General features: G+C 60.2%; 19 protein-coding genes. 2 read left to right on the top strand and 17 right to left on the bottom strand.

Going from position 1 to position 19118, the window contains the following annotated elements:
- Nucleotides 1-142 precede the first annotated feature (142 nt).
- Nucleotides 143-772 carry a bifunctional 2-polyprenyl-6-hydroxyphenol methylase/3-demethylubiquinol 3-O-methyltransferase UbiG gene (locus E3Z29_RS03770; RefSeq protein WP_134785175.1) on the top strand — a complete coding sequence of 210 codons (630 nt, stop codon included), beginning with the start codon at nt 143-145 and terminating at the stop codon, nt 770-772.
- A 101-nt stretch (nt 773-873) separates the two neighbouring features.
- Here the strand turns inward: E3Z29_RS03770 and E3Z29_RS03760 are convergent, their stop codons facing one another.
- Genes E3Z29_RS03760 through E3Z29_RS03750 form a run of 3 tightly spaced genes read right to left on the bottom strand, consistent with a single transcriptional unit; the run spans nt 874 to nt 6088 of the window.
- Complete coding sequence (locus E3Z29_RS03760) at nt 874-3927, bottom strand: efflux RND transporter permease subunit (protein ID WP_027611180.1); 3054 nt, start codon at nt 3925-3927, stop codon at nt 874-876.
- A complete protein-coding gene (locus E3Z29_RS03755; protein ID WP_098966644.1) occupies nt 3924-4988 on the bottom strand; it encodes an efflux RND transporter periplasmic adaptor subunit in 1065 nt (354 codons plus the stop codon). Before E3Z29_RS03755 ends, E3Z29_RS03760 begins: the two co-directional genes overlap by 4 nt.
- The gene (locus tag E3Z29_RS03750; RefSeq protein WP_096797448.1) at nt 4985-6088 is read right to left on the bottom strand and encodes an efflux RND transporter periplasmic adaptor subunit; all 1104 of its coding nucleotides are present in this window, start codon (nt 6086-6088) and stop codon (nt 4985-4987) included. The genes E3Z29_RS03755 and E3Z29_RS03750 overlap by 4 nt, the downstream gene beginning before the upstream one ends.
- Nucleotides 6089-6290: 202 nt before the next feature.
- Here E3Z29_RS03750 and E3Z29_RS03745 point away from each other — a divergent pair, with 202 nt between their 5' ends.
- Nucleotides 6291-7487, top strand: a complete 1197-nt coding sequence (locus E3Z29_RS03745; protein ID WP_134785174.1) for an AAA family ATPase — start codon at nt 6291-6293, stop codon at nt 7485-7487.
- A gap of 120 nt (nt 7488-7607) precedes the next feature.
- Here E3Z29_RS03745 and E3Z29_RS03740 read toward each other — a convergent pair whose 3' ends face one another.
- From E3Z29_RS03740 to E3Z29_RS03675, 14 genes are all read right to left on the bottom strand, one after another.
- Entirely contained in the window at nt 7608-8489 is an 882-nt protein-coding gene (locus tag E3Z29_RS03740; RefSeq protein ID WP_134785173.1) for a transporter substrate-binding domain-containing protein, read from the bottom strand.
- Nucleotides 8486-9268 (bottom strand): amino acid ABC transporter ATP-binding protein, encoded by a 783-nt coding sequence (locus E3Z29_RS03735; RefSeq protein ID WP_098966639.1) that lies wholly within the window; start codon nt 9266-9268, stop codon nt 8486-8488. The genes E3Z29_RS03740 and E3Z29_RS03735 overlap by 4 nt, the downstream gene beginning before the upstream one ends.
- Nucleotides 9265-9924, bottom strand: a complete 660-nt coding sequence (locus E3Z29_RS03730) for an amino acid ABC transporter permease (RefSeq protein WP_134785172.1) — start codon at nt 9922-9924, stop codon at nt 9265-9267. The genes E3Z29_RS03735 and E3Z29_RS03730 overlap by 4 nt, the downstream gene beginning before the upstream one ends.
- Nucleotides 9905-10570, bottom strand: a complete 666-nt coding sequence (locus E3Z29_RS03725) for an amino acid ABC transporter permease (protein ID WP_003220579.1) — start codon at nt 10568-10570, stop codon at nt 9905-9907. The genes E3Z29_RS03730 and E3Z29_RS03725 overlap by 20 nt, the downstream gene beginning before the upstream one ends.
- A gap of 653 nt (nt 10571-11223) precedes the next feature.
- Nucleotides 11224-12021: a MetQ/NlpA family ABC transporter substrate-binding protein gene (locus E3Z29_RS03720; RefSeq protein WP_027611172.1), complete on the bottom strand. Its 798-nt coding sequence runs from the start codon at nt 12019-12021 to the stop codon at nt 11224-11226.
- Between the two features lie 167 nt (nt 12022-12188).
- Complete coding sequence (locus tag E3Z29_RS03715; protein ID WP_096797445.1) at nt 12189-13121, bottom strand: sigma 54-interacting transcriptional regulator; 933 nt, start codon at nt 13119-13121, stop codon at nt 12189-12191.
- A gap of 56 nt (nt 13122-13177) precedes the next feature.
- On the bottom strand, nt 13178-13759 hold the full coding sequence (locus E3Z29_RS03710) for an alpha/beta hydrolase (protein WP_003220572.1): 582 nt from the start codon (nt 13757-13759) through the stop codon (nt 13178-13180).
- Between the two features lie 355 nt (nt 13760-14114).
- Nucleotides 14115-14516 (bottom strand): biopolymer transporter ExbD, encoded by a 402-nt coding sequence (locus tag E3Z29_RS03705; protein ID WP_003220570.1) that lies wholly within the window; start codon nt 14514-14516, stop codon nt 14115-14117.
- A 1-nt stretch (nt 14517) separates the two neighbouring features.
- Nucleotides 14518-15243 (bottom strand): MotA/TolQ/ExbB proton channel family protein, encoded by a 726-nt coding sequence (locus tag E3Z29_RS03700; protein WP_098966635.1) that lies wholly within the window; start codon nt 15241-15243, stop codon nt 14518-14520.
- Between the two features lie 44 nt (nt 15244-15287).
- The gene (locus tag E3Z29_RS03695) at nt 15288-16103 is read right to left on the bottom strand and encodes an energy transducer TonB (RefSeq protein ID WP_097086849.1); all 816 of its coding nucleotides are present in this window, start codon (nt 16101-16103) and stop codon (nt 15288-15290) included.
- 274 nt (nt 16104-16377) lie between these two features.
- Nucleotides 16378-16713, bottom strand: a complete 336-nt coding sequence (locus E3Z29_RS03690) for a hypothetical protein (RefSeq protein WP_134785171.1) — start codon at nt 16711-16713, stop codon at nt 16378-16380.
- A 50-nt stretch (nt 16714-16763) separates the two neighbouring features.
- Complete coding sequence (locus E3Z29_RS03685; protein WP_098966632.1) at nt 16764-17087, bottom strand: hypothetical protein; 324 nt, start codon at nt 17085-17087, stop codon at nt 16764-16766.
- Nucleotides 17088-17249: 162 nt separating this feature from the next.
- Nucleotides 17250-17576 carry a hypothetical protein gene (locus E3Z29_RS03680; RefSeq protein WP_134785170.1) on the bottom strand — a complete coding sequence of 109 codons (327 nt, stop codon included), beginning with the start codon at nt 17574-17576 and terminating at the stop codon, nt 17250-17252.
- Nucleotides 17577-17765: 189 nt separating this feature from the next.
- Entirely contained in the window at nt 17766-19109 is a 1344-nt protein-coding gene (locus tag E3Z29_RS03675; protein WP_134785169.1) for an aryl-sulfate sulfotransferase, read from the bottom strand.
- Nucleotides 19110-19118: the final 9 nt, after the last annotated feature.

The following is a 19118-nucleotide window of genomic DNA, read 5'->3' as shown; positions in this document are numbered from 1 at the left end:
TGAAACCGCTATCGCGAGCAGGCTCACTCCTACAGGGGAACGCATTTCAAATGTAGGAGTGAGCCTGCTCGCGATGGGCTGCGCAGCGGCCCCGCTGGTTGGCGTATATTCGGCAAATCCCAACTGCCGCGCAGCCCCGACCATGAAACAGACTCCCACCGATCTGCAGCAGATCACCGCCACCACCCTCGGCCACTACAACTCGGTGGCCGAAGACTTCCGCGAAGGCACCCGCGACCACGATGTCAGCCAGAACATCGACGCGCTGCTACGGCATATCCACGGCACTGCGCCGTTCACGATTCTCGATTTCGGTTGCGGCCCGGGGCGCGACTTGCAGGCGTTCACCCGCCTGGGCCATGTCGCGGTCGGTCTCGATGGCGCGGAAAAATTTGCGCAGATGGCCCGCGAAGACAGTGGCTGTGAAGTGTGGTGTCAGGACTTTCTGAAACTTGATCTGCCGGCCGAGCGCTTCGACGGAATCTTCGCCAATGCGGTGCTGTTTCATGTGCCGTTGCAGGAGTTGCCGCGAGTGCTCAAGCAGTTGCATGGCACGTTGAAACCGGGCGGGGTGTTGTTCAGTTCCAATCCGCGCGGGGATAACCGTGAGGGCTGGAATGGGCCGCGCTATGGTTCGTACCACGATCTGGAAGCGTGGCGCGGGTTGCTCACGGCAGCGGGGTTTGTCGAGCTTGAGCATTACTACCGGCCGGCGGGATTGCCGCGCGAGCAACAGCCTTGGCTGGCCAGCGTCTGGCGTAAATCTGCGTAGTCAGTTCTGACGCCTTCGCGAGCAAGCCCGCTCCCACAGTTGGAATGCATACCCCCTGTGGGAGCGGGCTTGCTCGCGAATAGAGTGCGCAGCACTCGCTTTTAGCGGGTCTCTTTCTGCGGCTCGCGAATCTTGTACCAGGCCACATACAGCGCCGGCAGAAACAGCAGGGTCAGCAACGTCGCCACCACGATCCCGCCAATCATCGCGTAGGCCATCGGCCCCCAGAACACTTCCCGGGCAATCGGAATCATGCCCATGCTCGCCGCCGCCGCGGTCAGCAGGATTGGTCGGCGGCGGTGCTCGGTCGCTTCCACCACCGCATCCCATGGCGCAGAGCCGTTGCGCTCGAATTCATCGATCTGCGTCACGAGGATCACCGAGTTGCGGATGATGATGCCGATCAGCGCCAGAATCCCGAGGATCGCCACGAAGCCCATCGGCGTCCCGGTCGGCACCAGCGCCAGCACCACGCCGATCAGCCCCAGCGGCGCGACACTCGCCACCAGGAACATCTTCTGCACGCTGTGCAGCTGGATCATCAGGAAGGTCGCCATCAGGAACAGCATCAACGGCAAGACCTTGGCGATCGGCCCTTGGGCCTTGCCGCTTTCCTCGACCGTACCCCCGGTGGCGACCTTGTAGCCGACCGGCAGTTTTTCAGCGAAGGCATCGATCGACGGTTTGAGCAGTTTCACCAGGTCGGTCGGCTGGATCTCGTCACGCACCGAAGCCTTGATGGTGATGGTCGGCAAGCGGTCGCGACGCCACACCAGCGGCTGCTCCAGCTCATACCGCACGGTGGCGAAGGCCAGCAGCGGAATCGACGTGCCGTTGGGTGTGACGATCTGCAGGTTCTGCAGGGTTTCCGGCGTGCCGCGTTCCGAGTTCACCGCCCGGCCGACCACGTTGATCAGGTAAATGTCGTCGTTGACCTGGGTCAACGGCGAGCCGCTGACGATGCTGTTCATCAACTTCGCCACATCTTCCGAGGACAGCCCGAGCTGACGCGCCTTGTCCTGGGCGATGTCGATGCGCAGGACTTTGCCCGGCTCGTTCCAGTCGTAAATGATCTCGCCGATGTGTTCGTTCTTGTCCAGCTCGGTCGCCAGATCAATGGCGTGCTTGCGCACCTGATCGATGTCCTTGCCGCTGACCCGATACTGAATCGGACGTCCCACCGGCGGGCCCATTTCCAGCGCCTGCACGTAACTGCCGATGCCGACGAAGTCTTTGTGCAAACGCTCGCGCAGGCGTTGGCTCAGCGCCTCACGGGCCTCGAAATCCTTGCTGACGATCACCAGTTGCGCGTAGTACGGGTTCTGCAATTGCTGGTCGAGCGGCAGGTAGAAACGGATCGCACCCTGACCGATGTAGGTGCTCCAGCGCACGATGTCCGGATCGCCCTTGAGCGTGGCTTCGAGCTTGTCCACGGCCTTGCGGGTTTCGTCGATCGAGGCGTTTTGCGGCAGGTTCAGGTCGACGAGAATTTCCGGGCGATCCGACGACGGGAAGAACTGGTTCTGCACAAAGCGCATGCAGAACACCGCCAGCACAAACAGCAGCACGGTGATGCCGATCGCCCACCAACGATTGCGCATGCACCACAGCAAACCACCGTTGAACGCCCGACCGATGCGGCCCGGCTCGGCTTCATGGGGCTTCACGTTGGTGCTGAGGATGTGCACGCCGATCACCGGCGCAAAGAACACCGCCACCACCCACGACACCAGCATCGCCACCGCGATCACCGCAAACAGGGTGAAGGTGTACTCGCCGGCGGAGCTGGCGTTGAGGCCGATGGGCACGAAACCGGCGACGGTCACCAGCGTACCGGTGAGCATCGGGAATGCCGTCGAGGTGTAGGCGAATGTCGCCGCCTGCTCCTTGGTCTCACCCATTTCCAGGCGCGTGACCATCATCTCCACGGTGATCATCGCGTCGTCCACCAGCAGGCCAAGGGCGATGATCAGCGCCCCGAGGGAAATCCGCTGCATGGTGATGCCGCTGTATTCCATGAACACGAAGACCATCGCCAGCACCAGCGGAATCGAGCACGCCACCACCAGCCCGGCGCGCACGCCGAGGCTGATGAAGCTAACCACCAGCACGATCACCACCGCTTCGAACAGCGCACTGGTGAAACCGCCGACCGCCTCTTCCACCACCACGGCCTGATCGGACACCGTATGGACGCCGACGCCAACCGGCAAATCAGCGGTGATCTGGTCGATCCGCTGGTGCAGCGCCTTGCCGAATTCCTGGACGTTACCGCCCTTCTGCATGGCAATCGCCAGACCGATTGCCGGCTTGCCGTCGAAACGGAATTCCGGCGTGGCCGGGTCGACGTAACCGCGACTGATGTCGGCGACATCGGCCAGACGATAGAAGCGGTCATTGAGCTTGAGATTGACCTCGGCCAGATCCTTCTCCGAAGCGAACTGCCCCGAGGTGCGCACCGAAATGCGCTCCGGGCCGGCCTCGATCACCCCCGCCGGGGTCACGGCGTTCTGCGATTGCAGGCTCTGCACCACCTGACGCTGGTCGATGCCCAACGCGGCGAGTTTGCGGGTGGAGAAGTTCAGGTAAATCACTTCGTCCTGCTGGCCGATCATTTCGATTTTGCCCAGCCCCGGGACGTTGCGAATCTCGGCGCGGGCCTGCTCCACATAGTCGCGCAACTGGCGCATGGTCAGGCCGTCGGCGGTAAACGCGTAGACCGAGCCGTACACATCGCCAAACTCGTCGTTGAACCCGGGGCCTTGAATGCCCTGGGGAAACTGGCCGCGAATGTCATCGATCTTCTTGCGCACCTGGTACCAGATCTCCGGGATGTCCTTGGCGCTGGTGGTGTCGCGCAGGTACACGTAGACCGTAGATTCACCGGGGCGTGTGTAGCTTTTCACGTAGTCGAGGGAGTCGAGCTCCTCGAGCTTTTTCTCGATGCGATCGGTAACCTGCTTGAGGGTTTCCTCCTGGGTCGCGCCCGGCCATTTGGTCTGGATGACCATGGTCTTAATGGTAAACGAGGGGTCTTCTTCACGGCCCAGATTGAAGTACGAAAACACCCCCATCAGCAGCGCGACAAACATCAGATACCAGACGAACGACTGATGCTTGAGGGCCCATTCGGAGAGATTGAAAGAGCCTTTCATTGACTGTCCTCGTCGAGTTTCACGGCTTGTCCGGGTTTGAGACTGTTGACGCCTGCGGTGACCACCTGCTCGCCGGACTTGACCCCGCCGGCCAGCACCACCGTGCCGTCGGTACGGCTGATCACGCTGACGTCACGGGGAGCGACGGTTTTGCTTTGGGTGTCGATCACCCAGATGCGGGTCTTGCCGTCGGCTTCCTGCAGGGCGGTGGCAGGTAATTCGATGCGCGGCTTGATCGCTGAACTGAGGGTCACGCTGATCGCCGTGCCGAGGCGGAAACCGTCCGGCGTGTTGGCCAGGGTCAGCCGTGCGCGGCGGGTGCGCGTGGCGCTTTGGGCCTGCGGTTCGATTTCGCGAATGGTTGCGGTGGTGTTGATGCTCGGGTCGAGTTGCCCGGCCACCAGAAACACCACGTCGGAAGGAATTTCATCGACCAGCGTGTCCGGCAGATCGATCACCGCTTCCTTGATGTCCGGTTGCGCCAGGGTCACCACTTGCTGACCTGCTGTCACCACTTGCCCGGCCTCGGCATTCCACGCGGTGACCACGGCTTTGTGGTCGGCGCGCAGTTCGGTGTAAGCGAGTTGATCCTGGCTCTGGTTGACCGCCGCGCGCGCCTGATCGAGCGAGGCCTGAGTGGTTTTCAGGTCGGTGGTGGCGATGTCCAGTTGCGCCTGCGCGCCAACTCCGCGATCGAACAGCGCCTGCTGCCGGCGAGCATTGGCCTGGGCGTTAATCAGTTGCGCCTGGACCTTGGCCAGGTCGCCCTGGGCCGAACGCAACTGGTTCTGCTGATCGCTCGGATCGAGGGTCGCCAGCAGCGTACCCTTTTGCACCTCGGCGCCGACATCGACATTGCGACTGGCAATGCGCCCGCCGACACGGAACCCGGTGTTGCTCTCGTAACGCGCCTGAATGCTGCCGGCGAAACGCCCAAGGGTTTCCTCGTTCAGCGCCTGTACCTTGATCGACAGCACCGGCCGCACCGGCTCCGGTGGCGGCTCGCTTTTCGAGCAGGCGGCCAGCAACACGCCGATGGACAACAGCCCCAGACGCTTCATGGCTGCGCTCCCGGTTGCAGACCTTCGTAGGTGTTTTCGGCGATTTCGACTTTCATGCCCGGGTGCAGCAGTTGCCCACCCGCGACAATCACTTTCTCACCGCCCTTGAGGCCGTCGCTGATGATGACCTTGCCGATCAGGTAGCGGCTGACGGTGACGTTGTGCAGCTGCGCTTCGCCCTTGTCGTCAACCATCCACACCGCCGGATCGCTGATGTTTTTGGTCAGCGCCGACCACGGCAATTCCACCGCCGACTTGCCGCTGCCCTTGGCCGTGGCGCTGACCACCGAGCCGAGCTGCATACCCTGCGGCAGGCTGTCGAGGGTGACTTTGACTTGCACCGTGCCAGACTGCGCCGAAACCGCCGGGGTGATTTCACGCACGGTGCCGGTGGTCTTGATGTTGGGGTTGTCGAGCAGGCTGACGACAATCGAACGCTCCGCCGGGCGCTCAGCCAGCAACGACTCATAAACGTTGAACACCGCGTCACGATCGCCATCGCGGGCCAGTTTGAAAATCGGCGCGGTGGCCTGGACCACCTGGCCGACTTCGGCTTGGCGCTCGGTAATGATGCCGGGGGCGTCAGCGACCAGCGAGGTGTAACTGAGTTGATCCTTGGCATTGGCCAGTTGCGCCTGCGCCGCGCTCAGGGCGCTCTGGCTGCTGCGCAAGGCGGCTTGTGCGGAATCGAATTCGCTCTGGCTGGTGTAGCCCTTGGGCAGCAGCTTCTGCTGACGCACGAACGCCGCCGCACTCTGCTTGACCCGCGCCTGTTCGGCGATGACCTGGGCTTGCGCGGAATCGACGTTGGTCTGCAAATCCTTGGGATCGAGCTTGGCCAGTACCTGTTTGGCGCTGACCCGGTCGCCGACATCCACCATGCGCTGGATGATCTTGCCACCGACCCGGAACGACAGTTCGGTCTGCACCCGGGCCTGCACGTCACCGGTGAGAGTCACGGCAGCGGCATAGTCCGCCGGTTTGACCTCTTGCACAAAGACCCGTGGCAGGTACTCCGCCGGGGCTTCTTTCTTGCCGCAAGCGGTCAGCAACGTGAGCAGGCTCAGCACGACAACTGTTTTCAATCCGGGACTCGCCATGCAGACTCCTTCCTGTGTACGAACGTGCAAGTGACGATACGACTGTGAGCTTAGAACAGGGTTCAACGTTCGCCTGCGTGATCTCTATATTTCCCCTGTAGGAGCTGCCGCAGGCTGCGATCTTTTGACTTTAAAAAAGCAAGATCAAAAGATCGCAGCCTTCGGCAGCTCCTACAATGGTCGCCTCAAGAGAAGGATTTTCATGCTCAAGACCCTCGCGGTGGCCAATTACCGCTCGATCAACAAACTGGTGATTCCGCTGGGCCGGCTGAACCTGATCACCGGCCCCAACGGCAGCGGCAAGTCCAATCTCTATCGCGCCCTGCGCCTGCTGGCGGAGACCGCCCAGGGCGGCGTGGTCAATGCGCTGGCCCGCGAGGGCGGGCTGGATTCGACGTTCTGGGCCGGGCCAGAAACCATCAGTCGGCGCATGCGCAACGGCGAAGTGGCGGTCGAGCCGACGGTGCGTCAGGGCGTCAAACGTCTGCGCCTGGGGTTTGCCGGCGAGGATTTCAGCTATTCGATCAGCCTCGGATTGCCCGACTCCAACGGACACTTCATGCTGCCGGGGGACACTCATCCCAGCCCCTCGCGCTTCAGTCTCGATCCGCAGATCAAGCGCGAATGCATCTGGGCCGGGCCGCTCTATCGCCCGGCCAGCCTGCTGGTGGATCGCAACGGCCCGATGATTCGCGCCCGCGAAGGGCGCAGCTGGGACGTGCTGGCGCAGCACACCCCGAATTTCGACAGCCTGTTCGATCAGATCGGCAGTCTGCGCAGTTCGCCGGAAGTGTTCCAGATGCGCGAGTTCATCCGCCGCTGGCGCTTCTACGATCACTTTCGTAGCGACGCCGACGCCCCGGTGCGCCAACCGCAACTGGGTACGCGCACGCCGGTGCTGCACCACGACGGCCGCGACCTCGCCGCAGCCCTGCAGACCATCAATGAAATCGGCGACCCCGAGGCGTTGCAGGCGGCGATCAGCGATGCGTTTCCCGGCGCAAGACTGAACATCGCACCGCTGGCCGGCGGACGCTTTGCCATCGAGTTCTTTCAGGAGGGGTTGCTGCGGCCATTGTCGGCGGCGGAGTTGTCGGACGGCACGCTGCGTTATCTGTTGCTGATCGCCGCGCTGCTGACGCCACGCCCGCCGTCATTGATGGTGCTCAACGAACCGGAAACCAGTCTGCATCCGGATCTGTTGCCGGCGCTCGCGCGCTTGACCATTCGCGCATCGCAGGCGTGTCAGGTGTGGGTGGTGTCGCATGCGCGACGATTGATATCGGCGTTGCAGGAAGATCCCGAATGCAACTGCATCGTGCTGGAGAAGACGCTGGGGCAGACCGGGATTGTCGGCCAACGGGTGCTGGATGAGCCGGCGTGGAACTGGCCGGATTGAGCGGCGCCTGAACCACCGCTTTCGCGAGCAAGCCCGCTCCCACAGGGGCATGCATTCCAACTGTGGGAGCGGGCTTGCTCGCGAAGAGGGCCTTCAGGTCAGCGCAGATTTAACGGCCAATCACCCCTGCCACTTGCCACCCTCGACAATCACACTCTCAGGCTGGGTGTCATCGCTCAGTTCTTTACGCACATATTGGTCATACAGCTTGAGCAGGTATTTCTCTTCACCCAACTTGGCCAGCTCGGTATTCACCCAGTCACGCAGCTCGACATTGCCCTTCTTCACCGCCGGGGCAATCGGTGCTTCGGCGCCGAGTTTTTCCTCCAGCACGCGGTAGCCCGGGTTCTGCTTGGCCCAGCTGAACAGCACCAGATTGTCCTGCGCGTAGGCATCACCACGACCGTTGGCCAGTGCTTGCAGCGACTCGGAGTTTTTCTCGAACTTCAGCAGTTTCCAGTCCGGATGATTCTTGGTCAGCCAGATGTCGGCGGTCGTGCCGGTGGTAACGATGGTGGTGCGAGTTGCCAGGTCATCCAGATTTTTTACCGCGCTGCTTTGCGGCACCAGCGCCTGCACCGCGACCTTGAGGTTCGGGTTGGTGAATTCCACCGCTTCCTTGCGCTCCGGGGTCACGGTCATGTTGGCGAGGATCAGGTCGACCTTGTCGCTCTGCAGGAACGGAATGCGGCTCGCCGGCTCCACGGCGACGAATTCAACCTTGTTTTCATCACCCAGCAGATCCTTGGCGAAGCGCCGGCCGATGTCGGTGTCGAAGCCGACGTAGCGCCCGGCCTCATCGACGAAACCGAACGGTGGCTTGTCGGTGAACACGCCGACGATCAGTTTGTCGCGGGCCTTGATCTTGTCCAGGTAACCGGCTGGCGCGGTGCTTTCGCTGGCGACTTTCGGCTTGGCCGGTTCTTCGGATTTGTTGCAGCCGGCGAGCAGCGCGAGCCCCAGCAGCGGCAGTAAAAACAGGGATGACTTGGCAGTTTTCATAGCGGTTCCAGTTCCTTTGTCGGATTCGTTTCAGGCAGTGTTGCAACGAAGGAGAACTTCTCCAGAAACTGCTGCGCGCGTGCGGTTTGCGGGTTCGTAAAGAAAATCTCGGGCGGGTTCTGTTCAAGGATGCGTCCGGCATCCATGAACACGATGCGGTCGGCCACCGCGCGGGCGAAGGCCATTTCGTGGGTGACGATCAGCAGGGTCATGCCCTCGCGGGCCAGGCCCTGAATCACTTGCAGCACTTCCTTGACCATCTCCGGGTCGAGGGCGGCGGTGACTTCATCGAAGAGCATGACCCGCGGGTTCATGCACAACGAACGGACGATGGCGATGCGTTGCTGCTGGCCGCCGGAGAGCTGGCGCGGGAACGCATCGCGCTTGTCCGCCAGGCCCACGCGCTCAAGCAAGGCTTCGGCTTGCTGCTGCGCTTCACGGCGCTGGCGCTTTTGCACCTTGAGCGGGCCGAGCAGCAAATTGTCGAGCACGCTCATGTGCGGAAACAGGTGATAACTCTGGAACACCATACCGATCTGCTGACGCACTTCGCGCCAGTCGGTGACCTTGTCCAGCAGCTCGCGTCCGGCAAATTTCAGGCTGCCGCTGTGTGCGCTTTCCAGGCCGTTGAGGCAGCGCAGCAACGTGCTTTTGCCGCAACCGCTGGGGCCGAGGATGACGATCACTTCGCCGCTGCGCACTTGCAGGTCGATGCCTTTGAGCACCTGCTGTTCGCCGTAGAATTTGTTGAAACCCTGAAACTCGATCAATGCGCTCATGCTTGCGTCCAGCGCCGCTCCAGCACGCGCGAGGCGGCCGACAGCGGGTAGCAGATGAAAAAGAAAAACAGAAACAGCGCGCCGTAGATCAGCACCGATTCGTAGGTGCGCTCGATGATCTGCTGGCCGACCTTGATCACATCGACCACGCCAATCAGCACCGCCAGCGAGCTGGTCTTGATGATTCGCGTGTAGACGTTGATGGTCGGCGGCGTCATGCGTTTCAGCGCCTGCGGCAGCAGCACGTAGCCGTACAGTTGCGCCGCGTTCAGGCCGATCGACAGCCCCGCCTCACGCTGCCCGCGCGGCAATGAATGCAGCGCACCGCGCGCCACTTCGCCGACCTCACTGGCGCCCCACAGCGACAGCACCAGCACCGCGCACCAGAAGCTCGGCAGGCTCAAACCGAAGAAAATCGGCAGGCCGAAAAACAGCAGGTACAGCCAGACCAGCACCGGGATCGCCCGGAACAGTTCCAGATAGACCCGCAGGATCGCGTTCAGCCACCTCACGTTGAGCGTGCGCAATACGCCGTAGAGCACGCCGCCAATGGTGCTGATCGCAATGCTCAGGAACGAGATCGACAAGGTTTGCCCGGCGCCTTTTGCCAGTTGCGGCAACGACACCCAAAGCAGTTCAAGACCCGAACTGGCCATGCTGGAGCCTCCTTTCCAAACGACTGAGCAACAGCGACAGCGGCAAGAACAACAGCACGCAGATCAGCGTCAGCACGGCGAGCATTTCGTAGGTTTTGTAATAGAGCGCGATGTAGCTCTTGGTGGTGTAGAGGATTTCCGGCACGGCCACCGCCGAGACCACGGTGGTTTCCTTGAGCAGGAAAATGAAATTGGCGAACAGCGACGGCAGGCTGAGAATCCCCGCTTGCGGCAGGATCACGTAGCGCAGCAACTGGCCGTGGGACAGGCCGATGGAACGCCCCGATTCCAGTTGCGCCTGCGGTACCGCATCGACGCCGGCGCGCAGCACTTCGGTGAGGTAGGCACCGCCAAGGAAAGTCATGGTGATGATTGCCGCGGTGAATCCGGAAACCTTGATCCCCAGCGCCGGCAGGGCGAAGTAGACGAAGAACAGTTGAATCAGCAGCGGCGTGTTGCGCGCCAGTTCCACATACAGGCCGACGGCGCGTTGCAGGTAAGGCGTGCGGAACACCAGGATCGTTGCATTGAGCAGCGCCACCAGCAGCGACGTGCCGATGGCGATGAACCCGACTTGCAGCGTCACGCCCACAGCCTTGAGAAAGGCCGGCAGGGTACTGAGGATAAAGGCGTAATCGAAAGTCATGAAGCATCCTGGACGTCGCTCGGTAAGCGACGGTCATGCAGTCCATGGACAGCGGGTAACTGTCCGGCAGGCGCTGACTTTATAGGTATAAAAACAAGAATTTAAATACCGTTAAAGCATATTGATATCACGCAAAAAACTATCCTGTGGGTTTGCCGGGAAGGAATAAGAAGGCTATTTTCCCTTGCGCTGTAGGAAGGATCTTTTTTGCATGAAAGCCCTCCAAGGACGAACAGCTTTTGGCCAGACTTCCCCGGCCAAACCATTACAAGGAAGACAACATGGACGTAAAAGTGCCGCAGCGACTGGATCCGCAGGACATCGTGAAATTGCTCGTGGCGTTGCGCCGGGCGTTGAAGGCTCAGGTAACCTGAGGTCAGGATCAACAGCACCCTCACCCCAGCCCTCTCCCCGAGGGAGAGGGGGCCGACCGCAGTGTCTGGCGATTAACATCGACCTGAAAGATAGAGTCGATTATGGATTCGGCAGAAAACTTTCACGTCGGTGTACTTCTACAGCATCCCCCAATCAGTCCCCTCTCCCTTTGGGAGAGGGCTAGGGTGAGGGGCTTTTCAACGCACGCACAAAAACGCCGATGACCATCACTGGCCATCGGCGTTTTCATACCTTGAAGGGGTGGTTCACGCGTCGGATCAGAACGCCGGCAATACCGCGCCGTTGTACTTCTTCTCGATGAACGCTTTGACTTCCGGGCTGGTCAGGGCAGCGGCGAGTTTCTTGATGGCGTCGCTGTTCTTGTTGTCCTCACGGGCCACCAGGAAGTTCACGTAAGGCGAGTCAGCGCCTTCGATCACCAGCGCATCCTTGGTCGGGTTCAGCTTGGCTTCCAGCGCGTAGTTGGTGTTGATCATGTCCAGATCAACTTCCTTCAGCACGCGTGGCAGCAGGGCCGACTCCAGTTCCTTGAACTTGAAGTTGTGCGGGTTCTTGGCGATGTCCTTAGGGGTCGCCAGAGCGTTTTTCGGATCTTTCAGCTCGATCAGACCCGCCTTCTGCAGCAGGATCAGCGCACGGCCGCTGTTGCTGCCTTCGTTGGGGATGGCGATGGTCGCGCCGTCTGGCAGATCAGCCAGTTTCTTGTACTTGCTCGAGTAGCCACCGAACGGTTCAACGTGGACGCCTTGCACGGTCACCAGGTACTTGGACTTGTCGTCCTTGTATTTGCCGGCGTTGAAGCTGTCCAGGTAAGGCTTGGTCTGGAAGTAGTTGGCATCCAGACGCTTCTCGCCAACCTGCACGTTCGGCTGCACGTAGTCGGTGAAGACTTTGATTTCCAGATCCACGCCTTCTTTGGCCAGGGTCGGTTTGATCAGCTCGAGAATTTCCGCGTGCGGCACCGGAGTCGCCGCCACCACCAGTTTCTCGCCAGCCTGGGCCAGGGAAGCAGTCAGAGCAGCCGCCAATGCGGTAAACAACAGAACCTTTTTCATGCAGTGTCCTTATCGAGAATCACGGTCGCGAATGGCGACGGCTATTAATACGAGTGCCAGTGAAGTGCTATCTCTGGCGTGAAGCGGACAATACCGGGATTTTTTATTCCCGCACAATAACGTTTATTCACTTTGATATTCCATTTCGTTCATACAGAACCGAACGGCTACAACTGCTGGCTCAAACCAATCAGCAGATCTTTCAAAGCCTTACGTTCGTCGACGCTACCACCGATATTGATTTGAGCTACCAGTCGTTCGATCTGAAGCTGCGGCCCAGACACTTCGGGCAGGTTCAGGTGCTCTGGCAGGATTTCATCGCCGGTGCTGACCAGCAGCGCAAAGTGAATGACGTTTTCCAGCTCGCGGGTATTGCCCGGCCAGCTGTGTCGCTCCAGCAGGTGCTGCGCCGCTTCGCTGATCAATGGCACCGGCAGATCCAGGCGCTGGCTGTAGATGCCGAGGAAATACTCCGCCAGCGACAGGATGTCGCCAATCCGCTCGCGCAGCGCCGGCAATTCCAGCTGACCTTCGCTGAGGTAGTGGTAGAGCCGTTCGTGGAATTTTCCGGCGTCCACCGCTTGTGCCAGATCGATGCTGGTGGCTGCGACCAACCGCACATCCACCGGGCTTGGCTGATGCGCGCCGACGCGGGTGACTTCGTGGTTTTCCAGGGCGGCGAGCAGTTTGATCTGGATCGGCAACGGCAGATCGCCGATTTCGTCCAGATACAAGGTGCCGCCATTGGCCGAACCGAACCAGCCGGCCCGACTGCTCGCCGAACCTGTATAGCTGCCGGCGGCATAGCCGAATAGCTCGGCATCGGCGTAGGTCGGGCTGATCGCACCGCAGTTGACCGAGACGAACAGACCGCTGCGATCACTGGCTCGGTGAATGTGACGGGCGAGCAACTCTTTACCGGTACCGGTCTCGCCACGGATCAATACCGAGATGGCACGCGGCGCCAGGTGCTCCAGCTCCTCACGCAACTTGCGGGAACGGGGATCGACGAACACCAGCGCCTTGGCGCGAATGCTCAGGGGACTTTTTTCCGCATCGGGAAAGGTCAGCAACGGCTGACCGAACGTTTCGAAACTCATGGCAGACTCCCGCCCAGAACCGCCGGCAGACGGGGGCGTTCAGAAAAGAAAAAGGTTCAAGCGCGACGCCGGGCGTGGTGTTCCATACGGTTCTGCAGGCGATACAGATAAGCGAAACCCTGCTCCCAACGCTGATGCCCGGACTTGACGTTGATGTGCCCGGCCCCGGCAAGAATTCCCGCCTCGGCGCCCCAGTTGCGCGCCAGCTCCAGGGCACGCGGGGCGCTGACGGCGGCGTCGTTGTCGGAACTGACCACCTGGCTGGGGAACGGCAACAGATCGGTCGGGATCGGCGCGAAATTGCGCAACGCAGGCGCGCAGGCCGGACGCTCGACATCGGCAGGTGCGACCAGCAACGCGCCGCGCACCTGACGCAGGTATTGCACGGGCGCGGTGGCAGCCCAATGCGCAACGGTGATGCAACCCAGGCTGTGAGCAATCAGGATCACCGGTGTGCTGTCGGCGGCAATCGCTTCGGCCAGCGCCGCAACCCAGTCTTCACGGCGCGGGGTCAGCCAGTCGGCCTGCTCCACGCGTGCGCTGTTGGGCAGACTGTTCTGCCAGTGGGTTTGCCAATGATCTTCTGGCGATCCTTGCCAGCCCGGCACAATCAGGTAGCGGATTGATTCGTTGCGCATGGGGAGCTCTCCTGCGTCGTGTCTGTTCCTGATCGAGTATAGGGACGGGATTTATATTCGTTAAGGAATAAGAAGCTATTTATTAAGACCTAAATTGAATATATGATTTGTGTACGACTTTAAATCCTTTACCCCTCACCCCAGCCCTCTCCCGAGGGAGAGGGAGCTAATTTTTGAGCTTTTCAAATCCTGAGTTCGACTAGATATCCCACGTCAGCGTACGTCTACCAAACACCTAGATCAGTCCCCTCTCCCTCTGGGAGAGGGCTAGGGTGAGGGCTTTGTTTTCTATGCCAGAAATAAAAAAAGGGCCGCACCCTGCCAAGGAGACGGCCCCGGAAAAACGTAAATCCTGTTACCGCGCGGTGATCACCGACAATTTGGTAATCCCTGCCCGCTCGATCGAAGCCATGGCCCGCGCCACTTCGCCGTAGTTCACCCCGTCGTCGGCCTGCAATTGCACGCGCACTTCCGGGTCCTTGGCCTTGGCCGACTTGAGGTTGAATTCCAGCAAGTCCGGCTGGATTTCATCCTTGTTGATAAACAGTTTGCCGGCGCCGTCGATGCTCACCACCAGCGGATCTTTCTGCTCGACCGGTGCTACCGCTTCGGTCTTTGGCAGGTTGATCGGGATCGCGTTGGTCAGCAGCGGCGCGGTGACGATAAACACCACCAGCAGCACCAGCATCACGTCCACCAGCGGTGTCACGTTGATCTCGCTCAGCACCTCGTCGCTGTCTTGTGTGGAGAAGGCCATGTCAGGACGCCTCCTTCACTTTTGGTGCGTTGCCCGGTGCCGCTACCTTGTTTGCAGTCGGGTGGATCAGCACACGGAACGCACTCTTCTGCGCCAGGCTGTAGAAGTCGTGGGCGAAGTCATCCAGATCCGCCGCCGTCAGTTTCAGACGCCGCAAAAAGTAGTTGTAAACCAGCACCGCCGGTACCGCGACGGCGATCCCCACACCGGTGGCAACCAGTGCCGCACCGATTGGACCGGCGACCGTTTCCAGGCTCGCCGAGCCTGCCGCGCTGATGCCTTTCAACGCCTCCATGATTCCCCACACCGTGCCGAACAGACCAATGAACGGCGAGGTGCTGCCAATACTTGCGACCACTGCCAGACCGGTTTCCAGCGAACGGCGTTCACGGACGATCTGCTGACGCAGGGCACGCTCCAACCGATCCTGATGGTTGATCGCCTGGCTCAGGTCATTGGCCTGCGGCGCCTCACCCACCTGAATCGCCGCGTAACCGGCCTGAGCGACTCGTGCCGCAGCACCAGGCTGGGTTTCGCTCAACTCAGCGGCGGAATCCAGACTCGACGCCGCCCAGAAACGTTTATGAAACTTGCGATCCTGCGCCTTCAGACGACCGAACTGCACAGCCTTGAGCAGCGCCAGTCCCCAGGTGGCAACGGAAAAAACCACCAGCAGCCAGATCACCGCGCTTTCGATGGATTCCAGTGGAGAGGCCAGTAACGTCATGATGTATTCCCTCGTGTAAACATTTAGCGCGAATAGGTTTCGGTTTAATGAATCTTGAAATCGATGGGCACGCTGACCCAGCCGTCCTGGGCGACATCACCCTGCTTGGCCGGCACGAAGCTCCACTGTTTGACGGCATTGAGTGCCGCATCGTCGAGCTGTTGCCGACCACTGCTTTTCTGAATCTGAATTTCACCCGGCTTGCCATTGGCCAACACGTGCACCCTTAACAACACCGTGCCTTCCCAGCCGCGACGCTGGGCCAGCGACGGATATTCCGGCGCCGGGTTCTTCAAATACGCGGCGTTGGCCGAGGCCGGTGTCACTGGCGCGGGAGCCGGTGGGGCGGGCGGTGCCGGGGCGGCAACCGGAGCGGCCGGTTGCGGCGGCGCGGGCGGTTGTTCAACAGCTTTGGGCGCCGGTTTCGGCACCGGTTTGGCCACCGGTTTCGGCTTGGGTTTGGGAATCGGTTTGGGTGGCGGAGGCTTCACCGCCAACTCGTCTTCAACCGGCGGCGGTGGCTCAACGACCGGTGCCGGTGGCGGCGGTTCGACCACTGGTGGCGCGGGTGGCGCCGGCCGCGAAAACTCGATGGTCATCGGCGGAATTTCCGGCGGCACGATCGGCAACGCCGGCGTCGGATGCTGGTTGATCCAGTAGATCACCGCACCGTGCACCAGCAGCGCCAGCACGCCGAGCAGAATGGTTTCACGGCGGCTCAGAATGCCCTTGGGCGCACGCTGCAAACGCAACTGCCCCAGCGGCACACGATGCGGCCGGCCGAGATCGACCAATTCGCCACTCGGCGTCTGACGCCACAGCAATTCCTGTGCGCTGGCGGCGGTCTGGACATTGCCCATTGATTCACTCCCTGCGGTCTCTTTGCGAAGTACCCGACCGGTCGCCGCAAACATCCCCCGGGCGACCGGTCGTTGGGTGAATCATTGGAGCAATCGCTTATCTCCGAAAGTAACTTTTATCGATGTGTTTAGATTTTTTACGAATATCAGTTTTCGCAGATTGTCGCGAAGCCACGGCCTGCAAGGCCTGGCGCCGAGGGCTGAATTTACAATGCTTTTCAAGCATGAAAAATATTCGGCGAAGGCATCCGAAACCCGCTCATTTCGCGCTTCTTCAGCGGTTTTGCCGGATGAATTCCAGGCCATTCAACCCGGTGTTGCCCATTATGTCCGCCGCGCTGCCCATTGCCCGCAAGCGTGTGTAGGCCTGATCGGGCGAGAACATCACCCAGGCTTGCGCCGTGCCATCGGCCGTCAGCGTATTGAAAGAGATAGCGACCGGGCCTGTTGAAAAGCCATGCCTGAAATGAAAATTGCCAAATGTGATCGGGTAATCGGTGCCGGACACGGACAATGTACCGGTGAAACTGCCGGTGCGGTCATCGCCCTCGGTCAGGGTCAAGGTTGTATCTGAAGGTTCATGACGATAAACGCCATTGATCGTGGACATGTGCAGCATCCTTGCTTGTGTTTGAGAAGAAATCTGGCGCTGGCTGCGCCTCATGCGTGGCGAACGAAGTCGCCCGGCAGGCTGCTGACCACGCCGTCATAAGTAACGCGCACGCAGTGCCCCTGCAATTCATGAGTGCCGCGACTTGGCGAGAACAGGGTCAGGGCGAAATAACCGTGATCCTGGTTATTGGCAATCAGCGTGACCACGGTTGGCGGCTGGTAGCCGTTGAGGCTGGCATAACGGCCATTGACGATGCCGTAGTTGATGCCTTGGTAATGCAACGTGCCGGCGAAGACCCCGGTGCGGTCATCGGAATCGACAATGGTCAGAGAGGGCCCATCGAGGGTGTTGGAATAAAGCGCGTTTTGCATGTAAGCGTCCTGCTCGAATGATTGAGTTCACCGCGAGCTTAGAATCAGACGCCAGCAAACGCTGTCATCCACAGGAAGCACAACCAACATGAAAATGACTTATTTCATGTAAGAAAAAAGCCGCCAGGCTCAATAGCATGACGGCTTTTTTGTGACACAAAATTACTGTTTAACAAACTCTCCAGCCAAGCCAACAACATCACCATCAAAGTTGGTGCGCGAACCCGCAGCACGAACTTTCGAATAGTTGTGATCCGGCGAGAACAGCGCCCAGGATTGATAACCTGTGCCGTCATTCAGAGCCGCGAAGGTGATGATCGTAGGCTGCCCGGTGCTGTTCTGGAAATGGTAATGCCCGTAGGTGATGTCGTAGTTCACGCCGTTCTGGTTCAACTTGCCGCTGAAGGTGCCGTTGGAGTCGTTGCCATCGGTAATCGTCAGTTTGGCGCCAGCGTTAGCGTTTACATAAGTTCCATTAATGCTCGACATAACGTGATTTCCTTTATCGTTGGATAAGTGTCTTCCGATGAGAGCAAGTTCCCTCCTGGAAACTCACGACACTCAGGATGGTTGGCCATTCACTTATTGTCCACGCGACTTTTCAACGAAATTGCAATAAGCAGTATTCAAACCGCACATAACTTATCGCCATTCATTCGAGCATTAATTCCTTTTCAACTAACGACTGGCACTGGTCTGCTGCACTGCCGATGTCGGGGCAATCACGGCGGTCTCGGAGCGCGGCGTACCCTTCGGCACCCAGTCGTAACTCACGGGCAACGCCCGATAGACCCAGTTGCTGATCGCGTCGCTGCCCGGTGCTTTACCCAGATAAGGACTGACGTATTCCCAGACGTTTTCGCCGCCGGCCGTGACCTGGAAAAAGCGCCCGTTCATGCCTTCGTCGATCAGCGTATTGCCGTTGGGCAAACGTCGCGCGCTGCTGATGAACGAGCTATAGAACGCCCACCCCGGCTGCTTCGAATTCGCCGCGCTGTACTGCCAGACGATTTCATTTTTCTGCGGGTCGATTTCCAGCACTCGCGAGCCGGAAATCAGCCCGAGGGTGACGTTCGGATACCCCGCCGAACCCTGGTTGTCGAACACCAGCAGGTTGCCCGCACCGGGCAGCCCGACAGGGATGATGTGCGCGTCGTGCTGGCCGACAAATTGATCCACCGGACGCGGCAGTTTCTGTGCGGTTTTCGGGTTGATCAGCGGCAGGTTCGGGCCGAGGCGCCAGACCACTTTGCCGCTGTGTTTGTCGATGATCGCGATGAAGTTGGCGTTGCGTGAATCGAGCAACAGGTTGTCTGGATTGAAGCGCTTGTCCCCGGCATCGAACCACTTGTTCGGCCCGACCACGCTCAGGTTGTTGATGTGCAGGTAATCCGGGTTGTCGCTGGCGCGTACCAGTTTCAGTTGCTCCGGGGTGAAGCCGAACTCGTTGAGGTGTTCCGAGGCCAGCCACTGCCATTTCACCTGCCCGTCGGGGCTGACTTCATAGATTGCATCGTCGATCACCTCAGGGACTTTGAAGCCTTTGACCTTATGCACCTTGTTCGCCAGCACCACGGTGTTGCCGTTGCTCAGGCGCCGCTGATCATGGTGTTGCTGCGCTGCGCCGCCGGGCGCCTTGTCGCCCCACTGCCAGACCACTTTGCCGTTCCAGTCCAGCTCGCCGACGCTCTGATTGCCCAGGCCGTTACCGGCGGAGCCGAGCTTGCCCGGATCCTTGTCGCTCAGTTGCAACAGCACATGCCCGCGCTCGCCACCGACCAGTTGTGGGTCGATGATCGCCGACGGAAACCCCGCCTGCGGCCAGGTTTTCACCTCGTTGCCGTTCATGTCGATCAGGTGCGTCTGCTTGTCGGCACCACTGAAAATCACGTATTGGTTGAACGCCTTGTTCGGGTCGTAGCGGGTGACGCCGGTCGGGTACACGCTGGGTGCGGCGAACACCGAGGTACTCAACGCTGCGCCGGATAACAACAGCGCTAAAGCGGTTTTGCCTGGCAACATGATGCAGCT

Origin of the sequence: Pseudomonas sp. S150, assembly GCF_004526365.1 — a bacterium.
In the GTDB taxonomy this organism is placed as follows: Bacteria; Pseudomonadota; Gammaproteobacteria; order Pseudomonadales; family Pseudomonadaceae; genus Aquipseudomonas; species Aquipseudomonas putida_A.
Note: the sequence above shows the minus strand (reverse complement) of the source record. Positions and strands in the feature narration are given on the sequence as shown.